Below are 24,049 nucleotides of genomic sequence, written 5' to 3'. Positions count from 1 at the left end.
GGTTTTTTTGCTAAAGAATGAATGAGGGAGAAACATGAAAACATATTTAAAACAATATGCGAAATATTTTGACTATCCGTTATTTTTTACATACGTATTACTGTGTTTGTTTGGTTTGGTGATGATTTATAGTGCGAGTATGTTTTGGGCTGTAAATACATTACATTACCCACCTGACTTTTTTTATAAAAAACAACTGATGAATTTAATACTTGCCGCAGTTGCATTTTTAGTGGGCGCGATTATTCCTTATAAACGATATCGTGACCGAGGTATGATGGTATTCATTATTGCAATGATGCTTGGTTTGCTAATCTCTGTTTTTTTATTTGGATATAGTCCGGGAAATTCAGGTGCTAAAAGTTGGCTCAATTTTGGTTTTGCTAATTTGCAGCCTTCAGAATTGACAAAACTAGGAATGATTTTATATTTCGCAGCCTTTTTTGCGAAAAAGAGAGAAACAGGAAAGCTGGATTTGATCAATGAATCGATTGTTCCTCCTTTATTTATTTTAATGATTGCTTTGTTTTTGATTGCTTTAGAACCAGATTTAGGGGCTATTGGTTTAATAACAATTATTGTTTTATCAGTGATGGCGGCCAGTGGCATGAAATTCTCCACATTTAGTAAAATCATGGGTTGTTTAATAGGCTTGGGGGTTATGGGGCTTTTAGTGCTCTTTATTTTCAAAGATTCGTTTTTTACAGAACGACGAGTAGGAAGATTAAAAGCGTACCTTGATCCATTTAAAGATGCAGATCAATTCGGCTATCAAATGGTCAATAGTTATTATGCTATCGGATCAGGCGGTGTGAAAGGTCTAGGATTGGGACAATCAATACAGAAGATGGGCTATTTACCAGAACCTCAAACAGACTTTATATTAGCAATCATTTCTGAAGAATTAGGAACTTTTGGGATTGCTATAGTGTTATTTGGATTAGGATTTATTGTTTATAAAGCAATGCGTATTGCGATAAAGGCGAAAGATCCTTTGGCTCGCATGATCGCTGCAGGTATTGGTAGCTGGATTGGTATTCAAACTTTTGTTAATGTAGGAGGACTTAGCGGACTTATACCATTAACTGGTGTACCACTTCCGTTTATTAGTTATGGCGGAACCTCGATAATTTTGTTATCTTTAGCTATGGGGATATTATCAAATATCTCCATGATTGTAAAAAAAGATAATCATCAATAAGGGGGATTTTATATGCCGATTCATAAAATTCTAGTTGCCAATCGTGGCGAAATAGCGATTCGTGTTTTTCGTGCTTGTACAGAAATGAACATTCACACAGTGGCAATCTATTCAAGAGAGGATAGCGGTTCGTTTCATCGTTATAAAGCAGATGAGGCTTATCTTGTCGGGGATGGCAAGAAGCCGATTGATGCTTATCTTGACATTGAAGGGATTTTAGAAATCGCCAAAAAGTCAGGTGTAGATGCTATACACCCAGGCTATGGTTTTTTAGCGGAAAATTTAGAGTTTGCAAAACGATGTGAAGAGGAAGGGATTATTTTCATCGGTCCAACTTCCAAACATTTAGATATGTTTGGGGATAAAGTAAAAGCAAGAGAACAAGCGGTTTTAGCTGGAATACCAGTTATTCCAGGTACAGATGGCCCTGTAGAGTCTCTGCAAGAGGTTTTAGCATTTGGTGACAAACATCAATATCCATTGATGATTAAAGCTGCTCTTGGCGGTGGTGGTCGAGGAATGCGCGTTATACATAATGCAGAAGAAGCGCAGGAAGCATATGAACGTGCAAAATCAGAGGCAAAGGCGGCTTTTGGATCAGATGAAGTTTATGTTGAAAAATGCATTCTTTACCCAAAACATATAGAAGTTCAAATACTTGGAGATAAAGAAGGGAATCTCGTTCATCTATACGAACGTGATTGCTCTATTCAACGGAGACATCAAAAGGTCGTAGAAATCGCTCCATCTAATTCGATCTCCCGAGATTTACGGAAAAGAATTTGTAATGCGGCCGTTCAATTGATGAAGAATGTTGGATACATCAATGCAGGTACTGTTGAATTTCTAGTATCTGATGATCATTTTTATTTTATCGAAGTCAATCCTCGTGTTCAGGTAGAACATACGATTACGGAAATGGTGACAGGAATTGATATTGTCCATGCACAAATCAATATTGCCAATGGTCATACATTACATGATGATACCATTAATATTCCTGAGCAATCCAAAATACCGTTATTTGGATTTGCTATTCAATCACGTGTGACAACGGAAGATCCACAAAATCATTTCATGCCCGACACAGGAAAACTAACGGTATATCGTTCAAGTGGAGGGTTCGGTGTTCGTTTGGATGCAGGGAACGGTTTCCAAGGTGCAGTTATTTCCCCACATTATGATTCATTGTTGGTGAAAGTTTCGACTTGGGGAAACACATTTAAAGAAGCAGCAGCCAAAATGGATCGAAATCTACAAGAATTCCGCATTCGTGGCATCAAAACAAACATCCCGTTCTTAGAGAATGTGGTAAAGCATCCAAAGTTTTTAGATGGTCAATTTGATACGAGTTTTATAGATTCTACACCGGAGTTGTTTTTATTTAAACCAGTGCGTGACCGAGGGACAAAATTACTTAGTTATATCGGTAATGTGACGATAAATGGTTTTCCGGGGATTGAAAAGAAACAAAAACCGATCTATCCGAAGTCACATAAACCGCAAATCGATCGTTCTCAAGCCATTCCTTTTGGGACAAAACAGATTTTGGATAAAGAAGGTCCTGAAGGTTTAGTGAAATGGATTCGAGCACAAGATGATCTATTGTTAACGGATACAACCATGCGCGATGCACATCAATCATTACTTGCTACACGTGTCCGTTCATATGATATGCATGACATCGCTGATGATACAGCTCGTATTATGAGTAATTACTTTTCTCTTGAAATGTGGGGAGGTGCAACGTTTGATGTTGCCTATCGCTTTTTAAAAGAAAATCCATGGGAACGATTACTTAAACTGCGTGAACAAATTCCAAATGTATTGTTCCAGATGTTATTACGAGGAGCAAATGCAGTAGGTTATAAAAACTACCCAGATAATCTGATTAGAGAGTTTATTCAAAAATCTGCAGATGCAGGGATCGATGTCTTCCGAATTTTCGATAGTTTAAACTGGATCAAAGGGATGGAGGTAGCCATCGATGCTACAAGAAACGCTGGAAAGATAGCAGAAGCGGCTATTTGCTATACAGGAGATATTCTAGATGATAGTAGAGCAAAGTATACTGTAAAGTACTATAAAGATATGGCGAAGGAATTAGAAGCAGCTGGAGCCCATATTCTTGCCATAAAAGATATGGCCGGCTTACTAAAACCAGAAGCAGCCTATCGATTGATATCCGAATTAAAAGAATCTGTAGATTTACCGATTCATTTACATTCACATGATACGAGTGGCAATGGTATTTACTTATATGCAAAGGCAGCAGAAGCGGGAGTAGATATTGTTGATACAGCATTAGGCTCAATGGCTGGCTTAACCTCTCAACCAAGTTCAAATAGTTTGTACTATGCTATGAAAGGGAACAAGCGTCAGGTTCGAGCGAATATTGAAGGGTTAGAAAAGTTGTCCTATTATTGGGAGGATGTTCGAAAATATTATAAAGATTTCGAAAGCGGCATGATAAGTCCACATTCAGAAATTTATGTTCATGAGATGCCGGGTGGTCAATACAGCAATTTGCAACAACAGGCAAAAGGCGTTGGGCTAGGAGACCGTTGGGAAGAAGTCAAAAAGATGTATTCACGAGTGAATCTATTGTTTGGTGATATCGTCAAAGTAACACCATCATCAAAAGTTGTAGGGGACATGGCATTGTTTATGGTCCAAAATGATTTGGATGAAGAATCTGTATTAGAACGTGGAAAAACGATTGACTTTCCAGACTCTGTGATTGAATTCTTCCAGGGCTACTTGGGACAACCATATGGTGGTTTTCCTAAAGAATTGCAAAAAGTCGTGTTAAAAGGTCGTAAGCCGATTACAGTAAGACCTGGCGAATTATTAGAGCCGATAGATATAAAAGCGATTCGAGATCAATTGTTTAACAAATATAATAGGCCGATTACGAGCCATGAAATTTTGGCATACGCTTTATATCCAAAAGTTTTTGAAGAGTATATGGAAACCATCAAAAAATTCGATAATGTGTCAGTTTTGGATACGCTTACTTTCTTATATGGGTTAAGACTTGGTGAAGAAATCGAAGTTGAAATTGAAAAAGGAAAAACGCTGATCATTAAATTAGTATCGATTGGGGAACCACAGCATGATGGTACACGCGTCCTTTATTTTGAATTAAATGGACAACCTCGTGAAATTGTGATCCAAGACATGACAGTTGAAGTGGCTGGGGAACGTAAACCAAAAGCGGATCCATCGAATGCCAATCAGATTGGTGCAACAATGCCGGGTACTGTATTGAAAGTAGTTATTTCACCGGGAAGCCCAGTCAAACGAGGGGAACATCTATTAATCACGGAAGCGATGAAAATGGAAACAACTGTGCAGGCTCCAAAAGATGGCGTCATTAAAAAAATATTTGTTGAATCAGGAGATGCTATTTCAACAGGGGATTTATTGATTGAAATGGAATAAATGAAAAACTGGGACGATTTCTTGCTTTTTTCTATAGAAATTCACATGAGTTTTTATCCCGCTTTAACGGGCAGTAAGACCCCCATCTCAAGATATAGAGAGAAAGATGGGGGATGAACTGCCCGTAAAAGTCCGATTGGTTTAGCTAACCATCAGTGGGGGATGAAGAAAACCCCCATTGATGGAGCTTCACTTTATCTGGTATATAAAAAATAGTATGCTTGGATCATTTCCACGCATACTATTTTTACTTTTGTTGGGATTGTCTTTAAGTTATTTGGTTCACTTCCTATTTTTTTTGATTCTGATCGCTTCTAGAAATGAGCATAATCATATAACATAGCAGACCAAATAGTAATGATATAAAGAAAGTGTGCAGCAAGGCAACAACAATATTTAAGCGTAACAAAACGATGCCCATACCTGCTATTACTTGTAGCGAAACAATTATTAGTGCTATAATCCATCCCCAATAAAGGACTTTTTGGGATTTGTAATGTTTGATTACATGGATTGTGATGATCAATATCCAAATGAAGATGATACCAGCAGCAAATCTATGACCCATTTGCACCCATTCATAAAAATTCTCCGGCAGTCCTATATCATCATTTCTACAAAACGGCCAATCTCGACAAATTAAGCTTGAATTTGTATGACGTACAAGTGCTCCTGTATATACTACGAGATAGGAGTATATCGTAACACCAATTGTATGCCATTTTAATGTACGACCAATATGTACATTGTTTGCATTAAATTTCTGGTCAACCTCAAAAATAATTAAAGTTAGTAAAAATACTGCTGCAAAAGAAATTAGAGAAATACCAAAATGCAGTGCTAAGATGAAGTCGCCTTGTCCCCATAAAACTTGTGCAGCACCTATTAGTGCTTGAGCTACTAAGAAGAATAATGCCATAAAGGAAAGAAATTTCACTTCACGGACAGCCCCAAGTTTTCTCCAAGACCAAACTGACAAGATTAAGATTAAAATAGATACAGAGCCAGTCACCACACGATGAGAAAACTCTATAAATACTTCAGGAGTAATATGTTTTGGTATTAAAGAACCGTTACAATCAGGCCAATTTCTACCACAGCCCATACCGCTATCAGTTTTTGTGACGAGTGCCCCACCCAATAAAATGAGCACCATTCCAATTGTTGCAGCAACAGCAAACCATTTCATGTATTTACTTTGTTGCATAAATAATTGCACCTACTTTGAATATAGTAATCACTTTTTGTGATACCTGCAGTTTTGATGATATCGAAAATAGAGCGAAAAAACAACTTGTAATAAGTATGGATGTTCGTGCGTGAAAACCATTTCACAAATTGTTCATAATTTCGTATTATAACCTTCACAATTCGACAGAAAAAATGATTTACTATATATATGTTGTATTAGAGGTTAGAAGTTCCCTATAGTTGTGAACCCAAAATTTCATATTTATTTCATATTTCGTCTAGAAATAATCATAGTTTTTAGTTATAGTAAGGGTAACAGATTATGCTTATCAAATTGAAAGGAGGGGTATAATGTCTAATAGTCGGGTATTATCTGCCAGTAGAGATAATGGACCACAAGCAACTTCTTTCGTAAAAGATTTCTTAGCACTTATTAAAATTGGAATTGTTAATTCAAATTTAGTGACTACTTTTACGGGACTTTGGTTAGCATATCAATTTACAGGTAGGCATTTTTTACAGGATTTAGATACAATGTTCTATGCCCTTGTAGGTGCAATGTTTATTATTGCTGGATCAGGAGCGATGAATAATTATATTGATCAAGATATTGATCCTGTCATGTTGCGTACAAAGTCAAGACCAACAGTTACTGGTAGATTTTCGCCTCGGTTTGTCATGACAGTTGCCCTCCTCCTTTTATTTGTGGGTGAAATTTTGTTATTTATGGCATCATTTGCTGCCGGTGTTTGGGGACTTGCGGGAATTATAAGCTATGTAGTCTTGTATTCAATGTGGTCAAAGAGAAAATATGTAAGTAACACAATTGTAGGGAGTATCTCCGGTGCAATTCCTCCACTTATTGGTTGGGCTGCTGTCGATCCTTCTCTAGGTGTTGAACCTTTAGCATTATTTTGTATTATGTTTGCTTGGCAACCTCCGCATTTTTATGCGCTTGCGATGAAGCGAACAAAAGAATACCGTAAAGCAGGTATCCCGATGTTACCTGTTGTAAAAGGTTTTGACAGAACGAAAAAGTCTATGCTATTTTGGGTAGTGCTGTTGTGCCCACTTCCATTTTTATTAACGAAGTTGGGATTAGGATTTATTATTCTTGCAACTGTATTGAACCTTGGTTGGCTCATGCTTGCATTGAAAGGTTTTAAAGCGAAAGACGATCTAAAATGGGCAAACAGAATGTTCATATATTCATTGAATTATATGACTATTTTATTTGTTTCAATGATTATTTTCTCCGTCTTAAGCTAATTTGGGGATTCTTTCTTTTAAAGAATTCATATAGAACAACCACAGTCCTGGTTACACATGAAATACAACAAAGAAAGAGGGGTTTAATTAAGCTATGATGAAAGGGCTTAAAAAGTGGCGTCTATTTGCATTGCTAACAGCACTTATCGTTTTCCTTTCTGGTTGTGGTAAAAATTATTTATCAACCTTAACTCCAGCGGGTGAAGTTGGTAAAGAACAGCATAACCTAATGTTATTAGCGGTTGCTATTATGACGCTAGTTATTTTGGTAGTAGTAATTATCTATGTACTTGCAATTGTCAAATTCCGACGCAAAAAAGTTGGGGAAGACGTGATCCCTAAACAAGTAGAAGGTAGTACTGCACTAGAAGTTTTATGGACGGTTATTCCAATTGTCCTACTTCTAATTTTAGCTGTACCAACAGTTGCTCTTACTTATAAATTCGCTGATACAAAGGCGATGGACGCAAAAGTTGCTGAAGGACAGGAAAAACCTGTTACAGTTAATGTAACTGCTAAATTATATTGGTGGCAATTTGAATACAAAAATGAAGGAATTGTTACATCTCAAGAATTGGTAGTGCCAACAGGTGAAAAAGTATACTTCAATTTAACTGCTGGGGATGTAAAACACTCATTCTGGATTCCTGCTATTGGCGGTAAAATGGACACAAATGTCGACAATGTTAATAAATTTTACTTAACTTTCGACAAAGAATCAAAAGATCTTAAAGACGGCGTATTCTATGGTAAATGTGCTGAATTGTGTGGTCCTTCACACGCATTGATGGACTTTAAAGTTAAAACGTTAAGTAGATCAGACTTTGACAATTGGGTTAAAGAAATGAAAGCTTCTGATAAACAAGTTGCTACAGGTGACCTTGAAAAACAAGGGGAACAACTTTTTAAAACTAGCTGTATTTCATGCCATGCTACATCTGGTGTAGGTAAAGGATCAGGATTAGCGCCTAACCTTGCTACATTTGGCGATCGTAATCGCGTTGCTGGCGTGCTAGATCACAATACTGAAAATATCAAAAAATGGATAAATGATCCACAATCCGTTAAACCAGGTAATACAATGCCTCAACCTGAAAAAATTAATAAAGGTAAAAAATTCACAGATCAAGAGCTTGATGCATTAGCAGCTTACTTAATGGGTCTATCTGTAGAAAAATAAAGTAAATTTGATTTGAAACATTTTGAAGGAGGTTAAGGTTTTGAGCTCAACTGCAAAGAAAAAAGGTTTTGGCGCAACTATTTGGGACTATTTAACAACAGTAGACCATAAAAAAATCGCCATTTTATACCTTATTGCCGGTACATTGTTCTTTGTTATCGGTGGTATTGAAGCAATGCTCATTCGTATCCAACTTGCAAAACCAAACAATGATTTTGTAAGTGCGGGACTCTTTAATGAAATAATAACAATGCATGGTACAACGATGATTTTCCTTGCTGCTATGCCATTGCTATTCGCTTTTATGAATGCCGTTGTACCATTACAAATTGGTGCACGTGACGTTGCATTTCCATTTTTAAATTCACTTGGCTTTTGGTTATTCTTCTGGGGAGGAATTTTCCTCAATCTTTCATGGCTTTTAGGTGGAGCTCCTGATGCTGGTTGGACTTCTTATGCATCACTATCTTTAGCATCACCTGGTCATGGTATTGACTTTTATGCAATTGGCTTACAAATCTCAGGTGCTGGTACGTTAATTTCAGGTATTAACTTTATCGTTACGATTATTAATATGCGCGCTCCTGGTATGACATTTATGCGTATGCCATTATTTACATGGACTACATTTGTATCAAGTTCATTAATCTTATTTGCATTCCCTCCATTAACAGTGGGATTATTCTTTATGATTTTCGACCGTATGTTTGGATCAAACTTCTTTGATCATACTATGGGTGGTAATACAATTATTTGGGAACATTTATTCTGGATTTTTGGACACCCAGAAGTATATATTTTAGTACTTCCTGCATTTGGTCTTTATTCGGAAATCATTCCGACATTTGCTCGTAAACGTTTATTTGGTTACTCTTCAATGGTATTTGCAACAATCTTAATTGGTTTCCTTGGCTTCATGGTATGGGCTCACCATATGTTCACTGTAGGTCTAGGTGCAACTGCCAATGCTATCTTTGCCGTTGCAACAATGGCAATCGCTGTTCCAACAGGTATGAAAGTATTTAACTGGTTATGTACAATGTGGGGCGGTTCGATTAAAGTAACGACACCAATGCTTTATGCACTTGGTTTCATCCCATCATTTGTAGCCGGTGGTGTTACTGGGGTTATGCAAGCATCAGCTCCACTTGACTACCAATTACATGATTCATATTTCATCGTTGCTCACTTCCACTACGTTATTGTTGGTGGTATCGTATTAGCATTATTTGCTGGTGCACACTTCTATTGGCCAATTATGTTTAATAGAATGTTAAATGAAACATTAGGAAAAATTACATTTGTAGTCTTCTTTATTGGTTTCCACATGACATTCTTTGTACAACATTTCTTAGGACTAATGGGTATGCCTCGCCGTGTATTCACTTACTTACCAAACCAAGGTTTGGATACGTATAACCTTATTTCAACAATCGGTGCTTTCTTAATGGCAATCGGTGTTGTGCTGTTAGTTGTCAATGTTATTATTACAACTATTCAAAACAAACCATGTGGACGCGATCCATGGGGAGATGGACGTACTCTTGAATGGGCAATTCCACAACCAGTACCATATTATAACTTTAAACAAACACCACTTGTTCGTGGTCTAGATACTTATTGGATTGAAAAGATGGAAGGGAATAAAGAAGGAATGTCATATGCTGAACCTATTTCAGATATCCATATGCCAAATAATTCTATTATTCCATTTGTCATGGTATTTGGTTTATTCGTAGCTGGTTTTGGTGCATTATATAATCCAGATGCAGATAAACCATGGGCGCTAGCTGTATTGATTATTGGCTTAGCAATCACTTTTGGATCTATGATTGTACGTTCACTTAAAGATGATTTAGGTTATCATATTTCTAAAGAAGAATTAATGAATGAAAAAGGGGGTAACGAATAATGGATTTAAAAACTAAATTTACCCCACAATCATGGCCAGAACATCCAGAGGCAGCAACTGTAGAAGGCAAAAATAAAGTTCTTGGTTTCTGGATTTTCCTTGGCGGTGAAACAGTTTTATTCGCATCTTTGTTTGCAACATTCTTAGCTCTTAAAAATAAAGGGCCAAGTGGTATGGAATTCTCTACGCAAAATCTATTTGAATTACCACTTGCATTCATAATGACAATGTTATTGTTAACTTCTTCTTTAACAAGTGTGTATGCAATGTACCACATGAAAAACTATAACTTTAAAGCAATGCAAGGATGGTTATTCATTACCGTTCTTTTAGGTCTTGGATTCTTAGGGTTTGAAATCTATGAATTTACACACTATATTCATGAAGGATTTACTTTTACACAAAGTGCATTTGGTTCTTCTTTCTACACATTAGTAGGAACACATGGTTTGCACGTAGTCATTGGTCTTGGATGGATCATCCTATTAATGTTACGTAATGCTAAGCGTGGTTTAAACCTTTATAATGCACCTAAATTCTTCATCGCGTCTTTATATTGGCACTTTATCGACGTTGTATGGGTATTTATCTTCACTGTAGTTTACTTGATGGGAGTGATAAAATAATGTCACATGACGTACACGTAGAAGCTAGAAATGAGGCAGAATATCAACATTCTCGCCGCAAAGCTGGTCAGGCAATGCGCAATCAAGTGACTGTTTTTGCGGTCATGATTTTCTTGACATTTATCGCATTTGCAGCGGTTCAAGCTGGATTTTCAGCTTACCTTGTTGTACCATTGGTTTTATTGTTCGCTGGTGTTCAAGTAGGGCTTCAATTGTATTATTTCATGCATCTAAGCGAAAAAGGTACAGGAATTATGCAATTCTTTATTTATTCAGGTGCACTTGTTGCGTTTACAATGGTGCTTGGATTTGTTACAATCGTTTGGATTTAGTACCAAAAAGGAAAAAACCGAGTCTATTTAAAATAGGCTCGGTTTTTTAATTCCTTATTATTAACGGGCAGTAAAACCCACACCACCTCAAGGTTTAGAAAGAAACAAGAAAGATAGGTGGGGGATTAAACTGTCCGTAAAAGTCCGATTGGTTCGGGCGGGCAAGATGTTGGTTCCTCAGGTGTTGCCACAGGACGTGGCGCTTTTAACCTGAGTTCCTCTAGTTCAGTGGAGGATGAAGAAAACCCCCACTGATGGAGTTTCACTTTATCTCATATGGGTGGTCAAGGCTTATGATCAGCTCCTATTTTTTCAAATCAACAGGACTTTTATATCCATTGAAAATGACATAACTTAAATGTCAAGATTCGTTCATTGTAGTTTTGCGAGAATCCATTTATAATGTTGGTATTGATGTAAGTTAGGAGCGAATTTCAATGCCTTTAAGTATTTTCGGATTTCGAGCTATGTGGAGCCCCGGATTAATGGGAGTTCTGGCGTTCTTTACTGTTTTATATTTTTTAATCACAACAACATGGAGAAAAGACTTTAAATATAGTGAACCTTTAAAAAAGGGAGAGGCAATATCATTTGTCTTTGCGATGATTATGATATATGTCATTATTGGATCACCCATTGACTTGATGTCTCATATCATGTTTACAATGCACATGGTTCAAATGGCTTTCTTACTATTGTTTATTCCCATTTTCTTGATCATAGGTATTCCAAATTGGTTATGGAAAACGACCATTAACTTGCCCTATGTGAAACCTTTCTTTCATTTTATGACAAGGCCGATATTTGCCATTTTCTTTTTTGTATTTATGTTTTCGGTTTATCATATACCCGTTGTATTAGATTATATTAAACTAGATGAGACTGCACATGGTATTTATACGTTTGTTTTGTTTATGTCAGCTTTATTTATGTACTGGCCTTTGCTGAATACAGTTGAAGGCGAGCCGCGCATGAAAGATTTGCAAAAGTTCTTTTATATTATTGCCAATGCAATACTTATTACGCCTTCTTGCGCGTTAATCATGTTTTCTTCTCATCCATTATATGCAACATATACAGATGGAGAAACATGGATGAAAGCGATGGCACTTTGCGTTCCTAGTTCTACTTTACAAGGATTAACATTATCAGGTCCAGAATTATTTACAGATATGACACCACTTGAAGATCAGCAGCTTGGTGGTGTCATCATGAAAATCATACAAGAAATTATTTTCGCAGTCATTTTGGGTCGCGTATTTATCATGTGGTATAGAAATGATCAAAAAAACGCAGATAGAATGACAGAAGAAGCACTAAAGGAAAGACAACGTTTGTCGCAAAACCAATATCGTTAACGAAACTAGATTAGAGTGTTAGGAGTAAAAAGTATGAATGTACCTATCTTACCTACAATTAGTACATCCTTCATCGTTCTTAGTGCAATACTAATAGCGATTGGTTGGGGGCTTATAAAACAAAAGAAAATTGCAGCACATAAAAAAACGATGATTGCTGCAGCTATCTCGGCATTGCTTTTCTTCCTTATTTATATTTCAAGAACAGTGTTTATTGGAAATACAGCTTTCGGTGGTCCTGACGACTTAAAGGTATATTATACAATTTTCCTTGTATTCCATATTATTTTAGCAACTGTTGGAGCCGTATTTGGAATTGTTACTTTGATTGCAGGTTTTACAAATAAATTAGAACGACATCGTAAAATAGCACCAATTACTAGTATTATTTGGTTCTTTGTTGCGATTACAGGTGTTGCTGTCTATTTATTACTTTATGTATTTTACAGTGGTGGTCCTACAACTTCTGTTATAAAAGCGATATTAAATAATCATTAATAAAAAGGCTAATTCCTCTCAGGTAGGAATTAGCTTTTTTTATTGATCTCAACCCAGCTTTTTCTAAATTGTCCAATGACGACGATTAAAATGGCAACAAGTGGGCCTATAAGAAATCCAACAAATCCAAACATTTCAAATCCGGCATACATACAAATGAGCGTTGTAAGTGGCGGAAGTCCAAGATGATTACTAGTTACTCTTGTTTCTAAAATCTGACGTGCAAGAATGACCACAATGGCTAAAATAAATAATATCGTTCCTTCGAAATTTTGCCCGCTAATCCAACTGACAATTGCCCAAGGAATTAAAACCATCATTCCTCCTAACACAGGAAGTAAATCGACAAACCAAACTAACAAAGCCATTGGAAACGCATAACGCGGTGTAATCCATAGTAGAGTAAATAATGTAATACAAAAAATAAAGATACTAACGATCAATTGCGCTTTTAAAAAATCAAGGGTCCCTTTTTTTAAATGTTGAAGAAACACTTTAACTGTAGAATTATTTTCGAAGTGTAGCCATTTACTAAGTGATTTCAATATACTCGGAATTTCTAGCATCGCATAATAGAGAGCTAAAAAATAAATGAATAGTTTAAAAATTGCTGAAGGTATTTTTTGAAATAGATTGAGAAGATAGTCAGCTTGAAAATATGTAGTTCCAACTTTTTGTAAACCAGTTAACATATCTTCAATCCATTGTTGTATGGAAAGGATAATGGAGCGTGGTAAATCATGTGTAATATTGGTTAACTTCGATTGAAAATAAATCCATCTTTCATTCATGGTATCGATAAGATGGGGAACCCACTGAGAAAAATCACTGAATTTTAATAATAGTAACATGTATAACAAATAGCAGCTTAGGAGTACAATAATACTAAAAGTAGAGAAAAAAACAAGGACGATAAAGCGACGCGATTTACTCCATTGTTTTTCATATTTAATAATAAGAGGATTAAAGCAAAGAGCGGTAAGAAACGCTAAAAGTATTGGCTTTGCATAGAACACTGAAAATAGTAAACATAAAGCAAAAATAAACCAAGGTAAAAATTTTGAAAAAATTCGATGTAAAGTCATCCTAATCACCCATATATATTTGACAGTGATAGTATGAGGAGTTTTTTGAAAATCATGCTAGATAAAAAATTTTTTCTATATTTATTCCTCGCTTGGTTCGATGAACGTAGCGGGGGAAAAAGAAAACAACCATTGTGAGAAGTTTTACTTTATCCCGCATAAGCAAACATCAAATCCTCCACATCAGGATTCCGGTAAAAAAGTGTGAAGAACAGTTATCTGATCTGTAAAGGCCTTTTTGGTCTAACTTATACACAGTAAGGATGAAGTTTCATTTATTCTTCATGAATGACTATAAAGATATTTATATGCTTTAGTGGAGGTGGGTTTTCAATGGTGAGTCACAGATTAGCTTTTAGTGTTTAAAGGCTAACGACGTGATTGGAAGAGGGCTAACAAAAAAGCCATACAAAAAGTTTATTTAACCTTTGTATGACTTCCAAGTATTAGTGCATGAATCTTATTGATGAAATTGATCTAGTTCTTTTGAAATGGAGTCTAAAATATTTTGGCAATTTTTTACTAATTGAGCTGGATAGATTTCGTCTTCACCATATTCAACGCCATGTGGAAAATAATGTTTTCCAAGAACAGGTTTTAGAAGTGTGATGTTAGCATCATTTGTTCCATTATCTCCATCTTTTGTATAGCCAAAAACTCGTAGATAATAAGTACCTTCGTTAACATCGAATCTTCTATCCCATGTGATACGTTCATAATCCCATCCAGTGGCACGGATTAAGCCATGTTTGCCCATAAGGTCATCAAGTAAAGTAATATGAGCAATTTTGTTTTCAAGTCCAGTATTTTCGAAATACATTCTAATAATCCTCCTTCGACACTTTCGTACAAATACGTTCCATTTTATAATAGAGCAAAATGGCACCGGTTGCAATGACAACATTGTGAATCCTTTTATGTAGTTGGTATAATAAAACTAATAAAAAAATGGAGAGAGATTAATGTGAAAGTCTTATATAGAGTTTTAATTATTTTAGCAGTGTTATTAGTTGTTTTCTTCTATCTGAATCAGCCTGTGAAAGAAAATGAACCCCTTAAAGCGCCTAATTCAGAAGGAAGGGTCATTCCTCAAAAAGTGGCACCTGATGTAAATGATTCAGCCGTTGAAAGACCAACTAAAGGATTATCAACTTTAGTTGGTCAGTCGACTAGAAAATTGACAAAAAAATTAGGAAACCCTGACCGAAAAAGTCCATCAGCATATGATTTTGATTGGTGGGTCTATCAGAAATCACCAAGTAATTATTTGCTGGTTGGGGTGAAAAATCATAAGATCAAGCAAGTTTATATGGCAGGTTCTGAAGCCGATGCATCTCCTTTTAAAATCGGACAAGGGATTGATGAATTGTATCGTAACACAATTACAGATACGGAAGTAACGGTGAAGATCCAACATAATATTTATACCTTTATCTTAAATGAAGACGATTTACAGACGCGTATTTTGGTCATGTATGATGGGCTGTATGCACAATTGTATTTTGATGCAATTGACAAGACATTAGAAGCAGTACGGTATATTGATGGCCCAACACTTGTTAAACAGCATCCATACGACATGACATATGTGGGGGATTTGATTACTCCATCTGTTCCATCTTCATATAAGCAGGAAGAAATCGATTTGGAAAATCAAAAACAATTGCTTGAACTAACGAATGTATATCGAGTTCAAAAGGGTTTACCGGCATTACTATCTGCGGAAGATTTAAATAAGCTGGCAATGGCGCATAGTGAAAAGCTTGCAGTCAATAAAATCTCAAAAGAAGAACAGGAAAGTGATGCATTTAAAGATCGACTAAAAAATGCGGAGATTCAATTTGATTCTGCAGGAGAAAATGTTACAGAGGATTATTTGGATGCGCCAGAAGCAATTAATGGACTTTTGAATTCTGAAAAGCATCGCAACACTTTATTGAATGAGCAATTCAATCAAATTGGTACGGGTGCTTTTGGTAAACATTTCACACAAGTTTTTATCCAACGTAATGAAACCGAGAATTATTGATCTTCATCAGGAAATACAAAAGTTCCTGATTCGAGAGAAAAAACGTTTCGAATATGCAGCTTGAGATGGTGCTGTTGTGCCATTTCAGCTGCTTTTTTTTGAATTAAAGGACGTACATTATTTAACATTGCTAGAAACTTAGAATAAGGAATGGCCCTAATAAGTTCTACATCATTTTCGAGATGAGGGTCGCCAGTCATAACACCAGGGACATCCTTGTAATACTCTATTGCTACAGTGGGTAAGGTCGCACCCAAAATAGCGGCAGTTAAATCACTCCCACCTCTACCAAGAGTGGCTATTTCTCCATCCTCCGTTATTCCTTGAAATCCAGGAATAACTAGACAGTCATGACATTCTAGAGCGGATAAGAGTGTTTCCTTGCGAATATCGATAATTTCAGCATCTCCAAAGTTATCGTCTGTTATTATTCCAAGTGGAGCTCCGTAAAGCAACAGATTATCTATTCCGGATTGCTTTAGCTCTGATGATAGAACCGCAGCAGCAATTAGTTCTCCGCATGCAGCAACTAAATCTTTTGCTTTTGCTGAAGTGCCTAATGCATCTGTTATATCCAATAAAGTATCAGTAGCGTAAGCATCACCAACTCTTCCCATTGCAGAAACAACAACTACAGTTTTACCGTGTTTTTTCAGAGCCCTTTTAATATGGAGAAGGCAATGCTTACGCGAAGCTTTTGATTGCATAGCAATTCCACCAAATTTTTGAATAATCATTTTGTGACTCCTATCTCCTCGTGACATATTCCGCATGTTTTTCATACGATACAAGTGGTGAAGGGGTTATAGTAATGTATTCATAATTAACTAAAAGGTGCAGGAGGAACATAGTTGATCTTGGCAGAACTGTTAAAAGAATGGCCATGTGAATTAGAATACGGTTCGATTCGTACTGAGATTAAAGGAATAACAGATAGAGCGAGCGATGTAAAACCGGGTGACCTATATGTAGCCCGTAAAGGAAAAAAATTTGATGGATGGGATTATAAGGATCTTGCTATACAAAATGGGGCTGTAGCTATCGTACATAATAGATACGAAGCCAAAGTCAATCTACAGATTCCAGTTATCTGGGTTCCAAATTGTTCAACTTTTCTATCATATGCTAGTAAAAAGATATATGGTGCTTACGATGAAAAATTGACAATTGTTGCAGTAACGGGGACGAATGGAAAAACGACAGTGACTCATTTTATCGGTCAATTACTGCAATCATTAAATACGAATGTGGCGGTTATTGGAACCGTTGGATTATTTATAAATGGAGAAAAACAAAACATAAGACTAGAGCCATTAACAACTCCTTTGGCGACAGAATTATATCAGATTTTTGCTTATTGTATCAGCAAGGGGGTTACTCATATTGTGATGGAAGCATCATCACTTGCATTATCTGAACATCGTCTTGACGATTGTAATATAAATATTGGCGTTTATTTAAATGTTAGTAGAGATCATTATGAAGAACATGGTGGTGAAAAGTATTATTTAGCAGCTAAAAAGAGATTGTGTCTCTTATCTGAACAAATTATTGTTAATATTGATGATCCATTTTGTAAGCAATTACGATTAGAATATCCTAGCGTAAAAAGTTTTGGCAAAAGTCTATTAGCAGATTGTAGTATTATTCACGAACAGAACATCGACAACGGCACGCAGCTATTAATACAAAATGATGACATACCAACTGATGTCCTTATTCCTTTTCAAGGTGAATATTTACAATATAATGTCCTTGCGGCTGTTACAGCTATTACAGAATTAGGTTTTTCCTTGCAAGAAATAGCTAAACATACGGATACATTGACATTGCCAGCAGGAAGAATGCAAGAAATTCCGAATTCTCTTGGCTTTCGAATTTTTATTGATTATGCACATACCCCAAGTGCATTAGAAGCATTATTAAATGCATTACGGTTGCAGGCTAAAGAAGATTTGGTCGTTGTGTTTGGATGTGGTGGTGATCGAGATCAAGGGAAAAGAGTTGAAATGGGAATCATAGCAGATACTTATGCCGATAAAATTTGGATTACGGATGATAATCCTAGAGGTGAATCATCAAGAGCTATTTTAAATTCTATTGTAAAAGGCATTCATATGAAGCCGTATAAAATAGAACCCAATCGAAAAAAAGCCATTCAGAATGCGATCAATAGTTGCAAATCAGGAGATATTTTAGTGATTGCTGGAAAGGGTCATGAAGAAGGGCAAATTGTAGCAGGCAAGATACTTCCTTTTTCAGATGAAAAAGTTATAAAAGAAATATTATCCGATATGAAAAATGAAAATAAGTAATTCTTTTAATCCTCCAATCATACAAAATGGAGATAAATCTGTTATGATAAGAGTAGATTGGGGGAATTACCGATGATGATGACTTCTGACTGGGCTTTGATTCTTGAAGAAGTGGAAGTATTGAATGCGATGATCCGTTCCTCCGAGCAATTTACGAATCTACAAAAGGCGCATACGGCGGTTTATACAGATGCCAGCCTTGTTCGTAAAATTCATGATTTTCAACGGATGAAGGATCAGTATGAAGATGTTCAACGATTTGGAAAATACCACCCAGATTATCAAACAATCATGCAATCAATTCGCGCCAAAAAACGTGAACTAGACATTGACGATAAAGTTTCTGCTCTTAGATTGGCAGAAAATGATTATCAAGATTTATTGGACAAAATTGGCCTTTTAATCGGAAAGACTGTTTCTGAATCCGTCAAAGTGCCAGTAAGTAATCCATTTTTCCATTCTGAATCATCTTGTAGTAGTGGTGGATGTGGATCGGGTGGTAGTTGTTCATGTTCAGCATGATGTTAGAATTTATATCAAATAGTTAGGGTTATGCTAATACAAAGAGCACAGATGCTGATGGAACAGCATTCTGTGCTCTCTTTTTCATAGGATGAATTTATACTTTAAAATTCTTTTAAGAGAAATCGCCATCTCTATTGCTAGCGATCGAAATCTATTTTTGGCTGAAATAGATATTTGAATGAACAAAAGAGTTTGATCTTCTCTTCTAATAATCAAGTTGGCTATAAGCTCTCATTAACATTCAGAAGATCTCACTGTATGAAACCTCGCTTACTTATTGTTATTGATCACTTGAACTGCCAGATCTGGTCGGTCTGTGACAATCCCTCGTGCACCTATATCGATTAATTTTTTCATCGACAATACGTCATTAATTGTCCAATAGTGGACTGGAATATTTAAGTCACTTAAAAAGTGTATAAAGCCTTGGCTATTTAAAGTAAAAACACCGTGTTTTTCTGGAATTTGGAACACATCAACCTTTGGATGATACAAATGCCCAAATTGACTTGTAAATGATGTATAAGCCCTTCGTACTTCAGCTTGTCCAGCGCCTAAAGCTACCTTATTTTGTGCATAAAGATTGAAACGATCAATTTGTTCATCATAAAAACTTGTTACGACAATACGATTAGCAGCATTCAATTCTTCGATTAAACGCCATAGTTTAGAAGGCATAAGACCACCTTCGTATGTATCGGGCGCATCTTTCATATCCATATTTACAAACATATTCGGAAATTCAGTTAACAACTCGCGTAATGTGACGATCGATTCAAAATCATCACGATAAGAGAGATAGCCATCTAGATCAACAAACTGATAGCCAAAATTAAATTTTTGTAATTCTTCTAAAGTTAAATCAGCTACACGACCTGTGCCATCACTAGTACGATCGATATAATCATCATGAAACACAACAATTTCTTCATCTTTTGTCAAGCGAATATCAATTTCAAAACCGTCTACACCTAATTCTGCGGCCTTGCGAAATGCGGCCATAGTATGCTCCGGCGCTAATTGTGATCCACCACGATGCGCTAACACTACAGGATGCTCATAGCTTAAAGCATCTTTACTGTCGCGCTTTTGTGGCTTAGAAAGGGCTTTAGAACCTGCCCAAGCTGCAGCACTTGCAGCAGCAATTGCGATTGCCACTTTCGTTTTCTTTCCCATAGTAGTCCTCCTCTAAATGCAGACTTGTTCTTTTATCCCGCTTTAATGAGCAGTAAGCCCCCCATCTTAAGATTTAGAGAGAAACGATAAAGATAGATGTGGGATTAACTGCCCATAAAAGTTCGATTGGTTCGGGCCAACAAGATGTTGGTCCCTCAGGTGTTGCCACAGGATGTGGCGCTACTAAACTGAGTTCCTCTAGTCCAGTGGGGATGAAGAAAACCCTCACTGATGGAGTTTCACTTTATTATAACGGATTACCCTCCAGCCTGTCAGCTAAACTTGGTTGCGTGTAAATTCATTGCTATGTTATCTTTAAGATAAGAAAAGAGGGAATCTATATGAAAGACCGACAAGGCTTAATCGTATATGTACATCACTTAAAACAGGCAAAATCTTTGCGACGATATGGTCATGTACATTATATTTCAAGAAAACTTAAATATGTCGTTTTATATTGCAATCAAGAAGATATTGAAAATACTATTGCAAAATTGACCCGTCTCCCTTATGTGCGAGAAGTCTTACCATCTTATCGCCCATTTGTTTCAACTGTGTTTGAAAATGCCAAACCAGATAAAGCAAAAGAGTATGATTATAAAACAGGTCTCTAAGTAAAGTATTGATGATCCCTGTCGATATAAAAAAAGATAGTAATTTATATCTAGTAACAATATAATTTTGTTGCGAAAATAAGTAATTAGTGCAATGACGGGATATAGTGATAAAGGCGTAATATTCCAATCAAATATTGATAATATAGCTCTTTTTCAGCATAAATTGAGGAATGTTTTACATCTAATGTAATCAGTAATTGATTTAGCTCTTTTGCGGTTTCCTCAAATAGTTCTAATCGTTTTGAAGGCTTTTCAGTTGAGTAAGGAATTCCTTCTCGACAAATATAAATGGGTGTAAACTTACTGTCTCCAACTGGCTTCAATACTACTGCAATAGATGCGACTTTTTGCTCGTTACCAGTTGCGGTAAATACAAAAGTACGATGAATACGATGCTTATTTGTTTTCATAAGTTCGCAAAGTTCGTAAACGTCACCATAGCCTTCTCCAAGCTCTATAAATTGTTGAATCATTATCATACACGTCCTTTCTTTACACATAGTATCATGATTTGGGGGATTAGCACATGAAATTTGCAGCCAGTTTATTTTCCATATTGTTAGTAATAAATGGTGTTATGTTGGCTTTTCAGTACCATGTTTATTCGGATCAGTTATCAGAAGATGAGTCCCTTCATTATAATCAGGACATAGATGTTGTTTATCAAAAAGGAAAGCTGATCGTTCATCATCATCTTAGTTCTTTACCTGAAGAAAGTATAAAGCTTATATGGCCTGCTAAAAGTATCAAAAAAGCTTGTTCTTCGGATGACAAAAATAATTGTAATCGATTAAATAAAACACTAACTGGTTTACAAAAAGGAAAAACGGAAGAACAGACATTATCCTATGTTATTCCTGTCTCAAAAAAGGGTTTAAAATCCGGACAAATTTTGCGGAATATTTTCTTAACATTGCCAAAAGGGACACCTGTGCATACGACAGTACATATTACGGATGAAACACATACAGGGGGACAATGGATAACAGGTTTACCAGAAATAGATAGTAAGAAAATGGTTTTAGTCCAATATACGATGTTTAGTGGAAATGGTCCTGTAACTTCTTTATATTGGCAAAAAAATAAAATGAAAAAAGTATTCACAAATGATCAAATGACACTCTATGGTAAAAATAATATATCTGGTGATTTAAGTAAATCATTAAAAGGATTAGAATTAGAAGATTTTGAACATGTAGCGATTATAGAAACAAATCAAAAGAGACATTCTGCGGGACGTATTTTGTTTACCTCCGAAATCAATGAAAAAACATTAGAGCAAAAAGTGATCCTATCTCAAATTCACCAAAAGTATAAATTTAATACGACTCCATCATGGGTACCAGAGGTTGTGGCATCATTCCTAACAGAGCGTACTTTAGGTACTGCCAAGGCACAGAAAATGATAGGTATATTAAAGAATTACATGAATCAAGATCAATTGGCAGAATGGAAAAAAGGTTTAGAAGATATGCAGGGTAAAGAAGTGACGACAACAAAACTGGATAATCTTTTATCAGATTCCCTAAGCTTAAAAACATCATTCTTTGATATGAATGCCAATAACGGAAAGAATATAGCACCTTTGTTATTTGAAGATAATCGTCCAATCTATATAAATGGATTGCAACAAAATAACGTGCAAGTTATATTTAAAGATGGGCGTATTTTATATTCTATTAAGCCAATCTTGAAGAAACTTGGGTATACTTCAAAAGTAGGACCACATGGCTTCTACATTACAAGTGAGACTCGTTCATTTAGATTTCCAATGGATGAACCGTTTTATGTTTACAACGAGCATCGATACGATATTGTTTCTCAGCCAATTGAGAAATATGGAAACCAATACTACATTGAAGAGGCATGGTTAGTTCGATTATTCCTTGTAAATGTTGAAAAATCAGATAAGCGCATCGATATAAAAACAACTAAAAACGAATCATAAGGTACGCCAATATTAAGATATATAAAGGTTTGATATATTAATGAGAGTCATTTCAGGTGAACGTAAAGGTATGCCGTTAAGGGCTGTAAGTGGTATGACAACACGTCCGACAACAGATAAAGTAAAGGAATCTCTATTTAATATTTTAGGTCCCTATTTTGATGGAGGAATTGTGCTGGATTTATTTGCAGGAAGTGGTGGCCTAGGTATTGAAGCTTTGAGTAGAGGAATGGACAAGGCTATTTTCATTGAAAAAGATGGACGTGCATTCCAAAACTTAAAAGAAAATATCGCAAAATGTCGTTACGAAGAATGTACGGAAGCGTATCGCAACGATGCATCACGTGCTTTAAAAATATTGATGAAAAAAGAAACACAAGCAGATTTGATTTTTCTAGATCCTCCTTATAAAAAGCATCAATATTATGAGATGGTGAAAGACATTGTCGCAAATGGGATAATTTCAAAAGATGGTACGATTGTTTGCGAACATGACACAGAAACTGTATTACCGGATGCATTTATTAATTTTCATAAAGTTCGGGAAGAAAAATATGGTGGCACCATTATTACATTCTATCGTCTAGTTGAGGAAGAAGGAGATTGTGTTGAATAAAGTTGCTGTAGTACCAGGGAGTTTTGATCCGATTACGAATGGCCATTTAGATATTATTAGACGTGCTGCGGATATTTTTGATATTGTTTATGTGGCTGTTATGAATAATTCAAGCAAACGTCCGCTATTTGATGTACAAGAACGAATGGATTTGATTAAAGAAGTGACGAATTCCTTATCAAATGTAAAAGTAGAATCTTCATCAGGGTTACTCATCAACTATGCAAAGTCTAAAAATGCAAATGCGATTATTCGAGGGTTGCGAGCAGTATCAGACTTTGAATATGAGATGCAAATCACTGCGATGAATCGATTCTTAGATGAGCATATTGAGACATTTTTTATTATGACACAAAATAAACATTCTTTTTTAAGTTCTAGTATTGTAAAAGAAGTTTCGCAATATGGTGGAAATATCCATGGGTTAGTACCCGATCTTGTCGAAGATGCTTTAAAAGAGAAATATAAACAAAAATTAGATAGAAAATGATAGGAAAATAGCATAGCAAATAAGAAGAGTACGATTTAGCGTTGAGCTGAATTGTACTCTTTTAATTTTATCCCGCATGAACGGGCAGTAAGATCCCCACCTCAAGTTTTAGAGAGAAACGAGAAAGATAGGTGGGGGAACAACTGTCCATATGCGCCCGATTGGTTTTGCTAACCATCAGTGGGGATGAAGAAAAACTCCACTGATGAAAGTTTTACTTTATAGTTGGCAGTTCTA

Annotated in this window: 23 protein-coding genes; 17 read left to right on the top strand and 6 right to left on the bottom strand. The window is 36.0% G+C overall.

Going from position 1 to position 24,049, the window contains the following annotated elements:
• The first annotated feature begins 34 nt into the window (after nt 1-34).
• Both FEU33_RS11400 and pyc read left to right on the top strand, forming a co-directional pair.
• Nucleotides 35-1,201, top strand: coding sequence for an FtsW/RodA/SpoVE family cell cycle protein (locus tag FEU33_RS11400; protein WP_146549485.1), 1,167 nt, complete (start codon nt 35-37; stop codon nt 1,199-1,201).
• Nucleotides 1,202-1,213: 12 nt separating this feature from the next.
• The gene (pyc, locus tag FEU33_RS11395) at nt 1,214-4,645 is read left to right on the top strand and encodes a pyruvate carboxylase (RefSeq protein ID WP_146549484.1); all 3,432 of its coding nucleotides are present in this window, start codon (nt 1,214-1,216) and stop codon (nt 4,643-4,645) included.
• 289 nt (nt 4,646-4,934) lie between these two features.
• Here the strand turns inward: pyc and FEU33_RS11390 are convergent, their stop codons facing one another.
• Nucleotides 4,935-5,852, bottom strand: coding sequence for a COX15/CtaA family protein (locus FEU33_RS11390; protein WP_146549483.1), 918 nt, complete (start codon nt 5,850-5,852; stop codon nt 4,935-4,937).
• A gap of 335 nt (nt 5,853-6,187) precedes the next feature.
• Between FEU33_RS11390 and cyoE the strand changes: the two genes are divergently transcribed.
• The 7 genes from cyoE to FEU33_RS11355 all read left to right on the top strand — a co-directional run bounded on the left by cyoE (nt 6,188) and on the right by FEU33_RS11355 (nt 13,011).
• Nucleotides 6,188-7,105: a heme o synthase gene (cyoE, locus tag FEU33_RS11385; protein ID WP_146549482.1), complete on the top strand. Its 918-nt coding sequence runs from the start codon at nt 6,188-6,190 to the stop codon at nt 7,103-7,105.
• A gap of 94 nt (nt 7,106-7,199) precedes the next feature.
• Nucleotides 7,200-8,285, top strand: coding sequence for a cytochrome c oxidase subunit II (gene coxB, locus FEU33_RS11380; protein WP_146549481.1), 1,086 nt, complete (start codon nt 7,200-7,202; stop codon nt 8,283-8,285).
• A gap of 40 nt (nt 8,286-8,325) precedes the next feature.
• The gene (ctaD, locus tag FEU33_RS11375; protein ID WP_146549480.1) at nt 8,326-10,197 is read left to right on the top strand and encodes a cytochrome c oxidase subunit I; all 1,872 of its coding nucleotides are present in this window, start codon (nt 8,326-8,328) and stop codon (nt 10,195-10,197) included.
• The gene (locus FEU33_RS11370) at nt 10,197-10,823 is read left to right on the top strand and encodes a cytochrome (ubi)quinol oxidase subunit III (RefSeq protein ID WP_146549479.1); all 627 of its coding nucleotides are present in this window, start codon (nt 10,197-10,199) and stop codon (nt 10,821-10,823) included. Before ctaD ends, FEU33_RS11370 begins: the two co-directional genes overlap by 1 nt.
• Nucleotides 10,823-11,155 (top strand): cytochrome C oxidase subunit IV family protein, encoded by a 333-nt coding sequence (locus FEU33_RS11365; protein WP_146549478.1) that lies wholly within the window; start codon nt 10,823-10,825, stop codon nt 11,153-11,155. The genes FEU33_RS11370 and FEU33_RS11365 overlap by 1 nt, the downstream gene beginning before the upstream one ends.
• Before the next feature lie 437 nt (nt 11,156-11,592).
• On the top strand, nt 11,593-12,513 hold the full coding sequence (gene ctaG, locus FEU33_RS11360; protein ID WP_146549477.1) for a cytochrome c oxidase assembly factor CtaG: 921 nt from the start codon (nt 11,593-11,595) through the stop codon (nt 12,511-12,513).
• A gap of 33 nt (nt 12,514-12,546) precedes the next feature.
• Nucleotides 12,547-13,011, top strand: a complete 465-nt coding sequence (locus FEU33_RS11355) for a DUF420 domain-containing protein (RefSeq protein WP_146549476.1) — start codon at nt 12,547-12,549, stop codon at nt 13,009-13,011.
• A gap of 29 nt (nt 13,012-13,040) precedes the next feature.
• Here the strand turns inward: FEU33_RS11355 and ytvI are convergent, their stop codons facing one another.
• Both ytvI and FEU33_RS11345 read right to left on the bottom strand, forming a co-directional pair.
• Nucleotides 13,041-14,096, bottom strand: a complete 1,056-nt coding sequence (gene ytvI / locus FEU33_RS11350) for a sporulation integral membrane protein YtvI (protein WP_146549475.1) — start codon at nt 14,094-14,096, stop codon at nt 13,041-13,043.
• Between the two features lie 460 nt (nt 14,097-14,556).
• Nucleotides 14,557-14,916, bottom strand: a complete 360-nt coding sequence (locus tag FEU33_RS11345; protein ID WP_146549474.1) for a YugN family protein — start codon at nt 14,914-14,916, stop codon at nt 14,557-14,559.
• Nucleotides 14,917-15,060: 144 nt separating this feature from the next.
• Here FEU33_RS11345 and FEU33_RS11340 point away from each other — a divergent pair, with 144 nt between their 5' ends.
• The gene (locus FEU33_RS11340; protein ID WP_146549473.1) at nt 15,061-16,125 is read left to right on the top strand and encodes a CAP domain-containing protein; all 1,065 of its coding nucleotides are present in this window, start codon (nt 15,061-15,063) and stop codon (nt 16,123-16,125) included.
• Here the strand turns inward: FEU33_RS11340 and FEU33_RS11335 are convergent.
• Nucleotides 16,119-16,862: an amino acid kinase family protein gene (locus tag FEU33_RS11335; protein ID WP_146549472.1), complete on the bottom strand. Its 744-nt coding sequence runs from the start codon at nt 16,860-16,862 to the stop codon at nt 16,119-16,121. The two genes, FEU33_RS11340 and FEU33_RS11335, sit on opposite strands and share 7 nt — an antisense overlap.
• Before the next feature lie 114 nt (nt 16,863-16,976).
• On the opposite strand from FEU33_RS11335, the gene FEU33_RS11330 reads away from it, so the two are divergent.
• Entirely contained in the window at nt 16,977-18,440 is a 1,464-nt protein-coding gene (locus tag FEU33_RS11330; protein ID WP_146549471.1) for a UDP-N-acetylmuramoyl-L-alanyl-D-glutamate--2,6-diaminopimelate ligase, read from the top strand.
• A 72-nt stretch (nt 18,441-18,512) separates the two neighbouring features.
• A complete protein-coding gene (locus tag FEU33_RS11325) occupies nt 18,513-18,962 on the top strand; it encodes a YlbF/YmcA family competence regulator (protein ID WP_146549470.1) in 450 nt (149 codons plus the stop codon).
• 273 nt (nt 18,963-19,235) lie between these two features.
• Here FEU33_RS11325 and FEU33_RS11320 read toward each other — a convergent pair whose 3' ends face one another.
• Nucleotides 19,236-20,141, bottom strand: coding sequence for a glycerophosphodiester phosphodiesterase family protein (locus FEU33_RS11320; protein ID WP_146549469.1), 906 nt, complete (start codon nt 20,139-20,141; stop codon nt 19,236-19,238).
• A gap of 98 nt (nt 20,142-20,239) precedes the next feature.
• Here FEU33_RS11320 and FEU33_RS11315 point away from each other — a divergent pair, with 98 nt between their 5' ends.
• Together FEU33_RS11315 and FEU33_RS11310 are read left to right on the top strand one after the other, a co-directional pair.
• Nucleotides 20,240-20,437, top strand: coding sequence for a hypothetical protein (locus FEU33_RS11315; protein ID WP_146549468.1), 198 nt, complete (start codon nt 20,240-20,242; stop codon nt 20,435-20,437).
• Between the two features lie 45 nt (nt 20,438-20,482).
• Nucleotides 20,483-20,755: a YlbG family protein gene (locus FEU33_RS11310; RefSeq protein ID WP_146549467.1), complete on the top strand. Its 273-nt coding sequence runs from the start codon at nt 20,483-20,485 to the stop codon at nt 20,753-20,755.
• Between the two features lie 86 nt (nt 20,756-20,841).
• Here the strand turns inward: FEU33_RS11310 and FEU33_RS11305 are convergent, their stop codons facing one another.
• Nucleotides 20,842-21,231 carry a DUF7147 family protein gene (locus tag FEU33_RS11305; protein WP_146549466.1) on the bottom strand — a complete coding sequence of 130 codons (390 nt, stop codon included), beginning with the start codon at nt 21,229-21,231 and terminating at the stop codon, nt 20,842-20,844.
• Between the two features lie 53 nt (nt 21,232-21,284).
• Between FEU33_RS11305 and FEU33_RS11300 the strand changes: the two genes are divergently transcribed.
• Genes FEU33_RS11300 through coaD form a run of 3 tightly spaced genes read left to right on the top strand, consistent with a single transcriptional unit; the run spans nt 21,285 to nt 23,812 of the window.
• Entirely contained in the window at nt 21,285-22,706 is a 1,422-nt protein-coding gene (locus FEU33_RS11300; RefSeq protein WP_146549465.1) for a hypothetical protein, read from the top strand.
• A gap of 40 nt (nt 22,707-22,746) precedes the next feature.
• Entirely contained in the window at nt 22,747-23,322 is a 576-nt protein-coding gene (gene rsmD, locus FEU33_RS11295; protein WP_146549464.1) for a 16S rRNA (guanine(966)-N(2))-methyltransferase RsmD, read from the top strand.
• Entirely contained in the window at nt 23,312-23,812 is a 501-nt protein-coding gene (gene coaD, locus FEU33_RS11290; RefSeq protein ID WP_146549463.1) for a pantetheine-phosphate adenylyltransferase, read from the top strand. Before rsmD ends, coaD begins: the two co-directional genes overlap by 11 nt.
• Nucleotides 23,813-24,049: the final 237 nt, after the last annotated feature.

Origin of the sequence: Rummeliibacillus suwonensis, assembly GCF_007896435.1 — a bacterium.
Lineage (GTDB): Bacteria > Bacillota > Bacilli > Bacillales_A > Planococcaceae > Rummeliibacillus > Rummeliibacillus suwonensis.
Note: the sequence above shows the minus strand (reverse complement) of the source record. Positions and strands in the feature narration are given on the sequence as shown.

Excerpts from the sequence above, each read along its gene's own strand:
- FEU33_RS11400 (WP_146549485.1), top strand. The coding sequence starts at position 35 with ATGAAAACATATTTAAAACAATATGCGAAATATTTTGACTATCCGTTA.
- pyc (WP_146549484.1), top strand. The coding sequence starts at position 1,214 with ATGCCGATTCATAAAATTCTAGTTGCCAATCGTGGCGAAATAGCGATT.
- FEU33_RS11390 (WP_146549483.1), bottom strand. The coding sequence starts at position 5,852 with ATGCAACAAAGTAAATACATGAAATGGTTTGCTGTTGCTGCAACAATT.
- cyoE (WP_146549482.1), top strand. The coding sequence starts at position 6,188 with ATGTCTAATAGTCGGGTATTATCTGCCAGTAGAGATAATGGACCACAA.
- coxB (WP_146549481.1), top strand. The coding sequence starts at position 7,200 with ATGATGAAAGGGCTTAAAAAGTGGCGTCTATTTGCATTGCTAACAGCA.
- FEU33_RS11370 (WP_146549479.1), top strand. The coding sequence starts at position 10,197 with ATGGATTTAAAAACTAAATTTACCCCACAATCATGGCCAGAACATCCA.
- FEU33_RS11365 (WP_146549478.1), top strand. The coding sequence starts at position 10,823 with ATGTCACATGACGTACACGTAGAAGCTAGAAATGAGGCAGAATATCAA.
- ctaG (WP_146549477.1), top strand. The coding sequence starts at position 11,593 with ATGCCTTTAAGTATTTTCGGATTTCGAGCTATGTGGAGCCCCGGATTA.
- FEU33_RS11355 (WP_146549476.1), top strand. The coding sequence starts at position 12,547 with ATGAATGTACCTATCTTACCTACAATTAGTACATCCTTCATCGTTCTT.
- ytvI (WP_146549475.1), bottom strand. The coding sequence starts at position 14,096 with ATGACTTTACATCGAATTTTTTCAAAATTTTTACCTTGGTTTATTTTT.
- FEU33_RS11345 (WP_146549474.1), bottom strand. The coding sequence starts at position 14,916 with ATGTATTTCGAAAATACTGGACTTGAAAACAAAATTGCTCATATTACT.
- FEU33_RS11335 (WP_146549472.1), bottom strand. The coding sequence starts at position 16,862 with ATGATTATTCAAAAATTTGGTGGAATTGCTATGCAATCAAAAGCTTCG.
- FEU33_RS11325 (WP_146549470.1), top strand. The coding sequence starts at position 18,513 with ATGATGATGACTTCTGACTGGGCTTTGATTCTTGAAGAAGTGGAAGTA.
- FEU33_RS11320 (WP_146549469.1), bottom strand. The coding sequence starts at position 20,141 with ATGGGAAAGAAAACGAAAGTGGCAATCGCAATTGCTGCTGCAAGTGCT.
- FEU33_RS11310 (WP_146549467.1), top strand. The coding sequence starts at position 20,483 with ATGAAAGACCGACAAGGCTTAATCGTATATGTACATCACTTAAAACAG.
- FEU33_RS11305 (WP_146549466.1), bottom strand. The coding sequence starts at position 21,231 with ATGATTCAACAATTTATAGAGCTTGGAGAAGGCTATGGTGACGTTTAC.
- FEU33_RS11300 (WP_146549465.1), top strand. The coding sequence starts at position 21,285 with ATGAAATTTGCAGCCAGTTTATTTTCCATATTGTTAGTAATAAATGGT.
- rsmD (WP_146549464.1), top strand. The coding sequence starts at position 22,747 with ATGAGAGTCATTTCAGGTGAACGTAAAGGTATGCCGTTAAGGGCTGTA.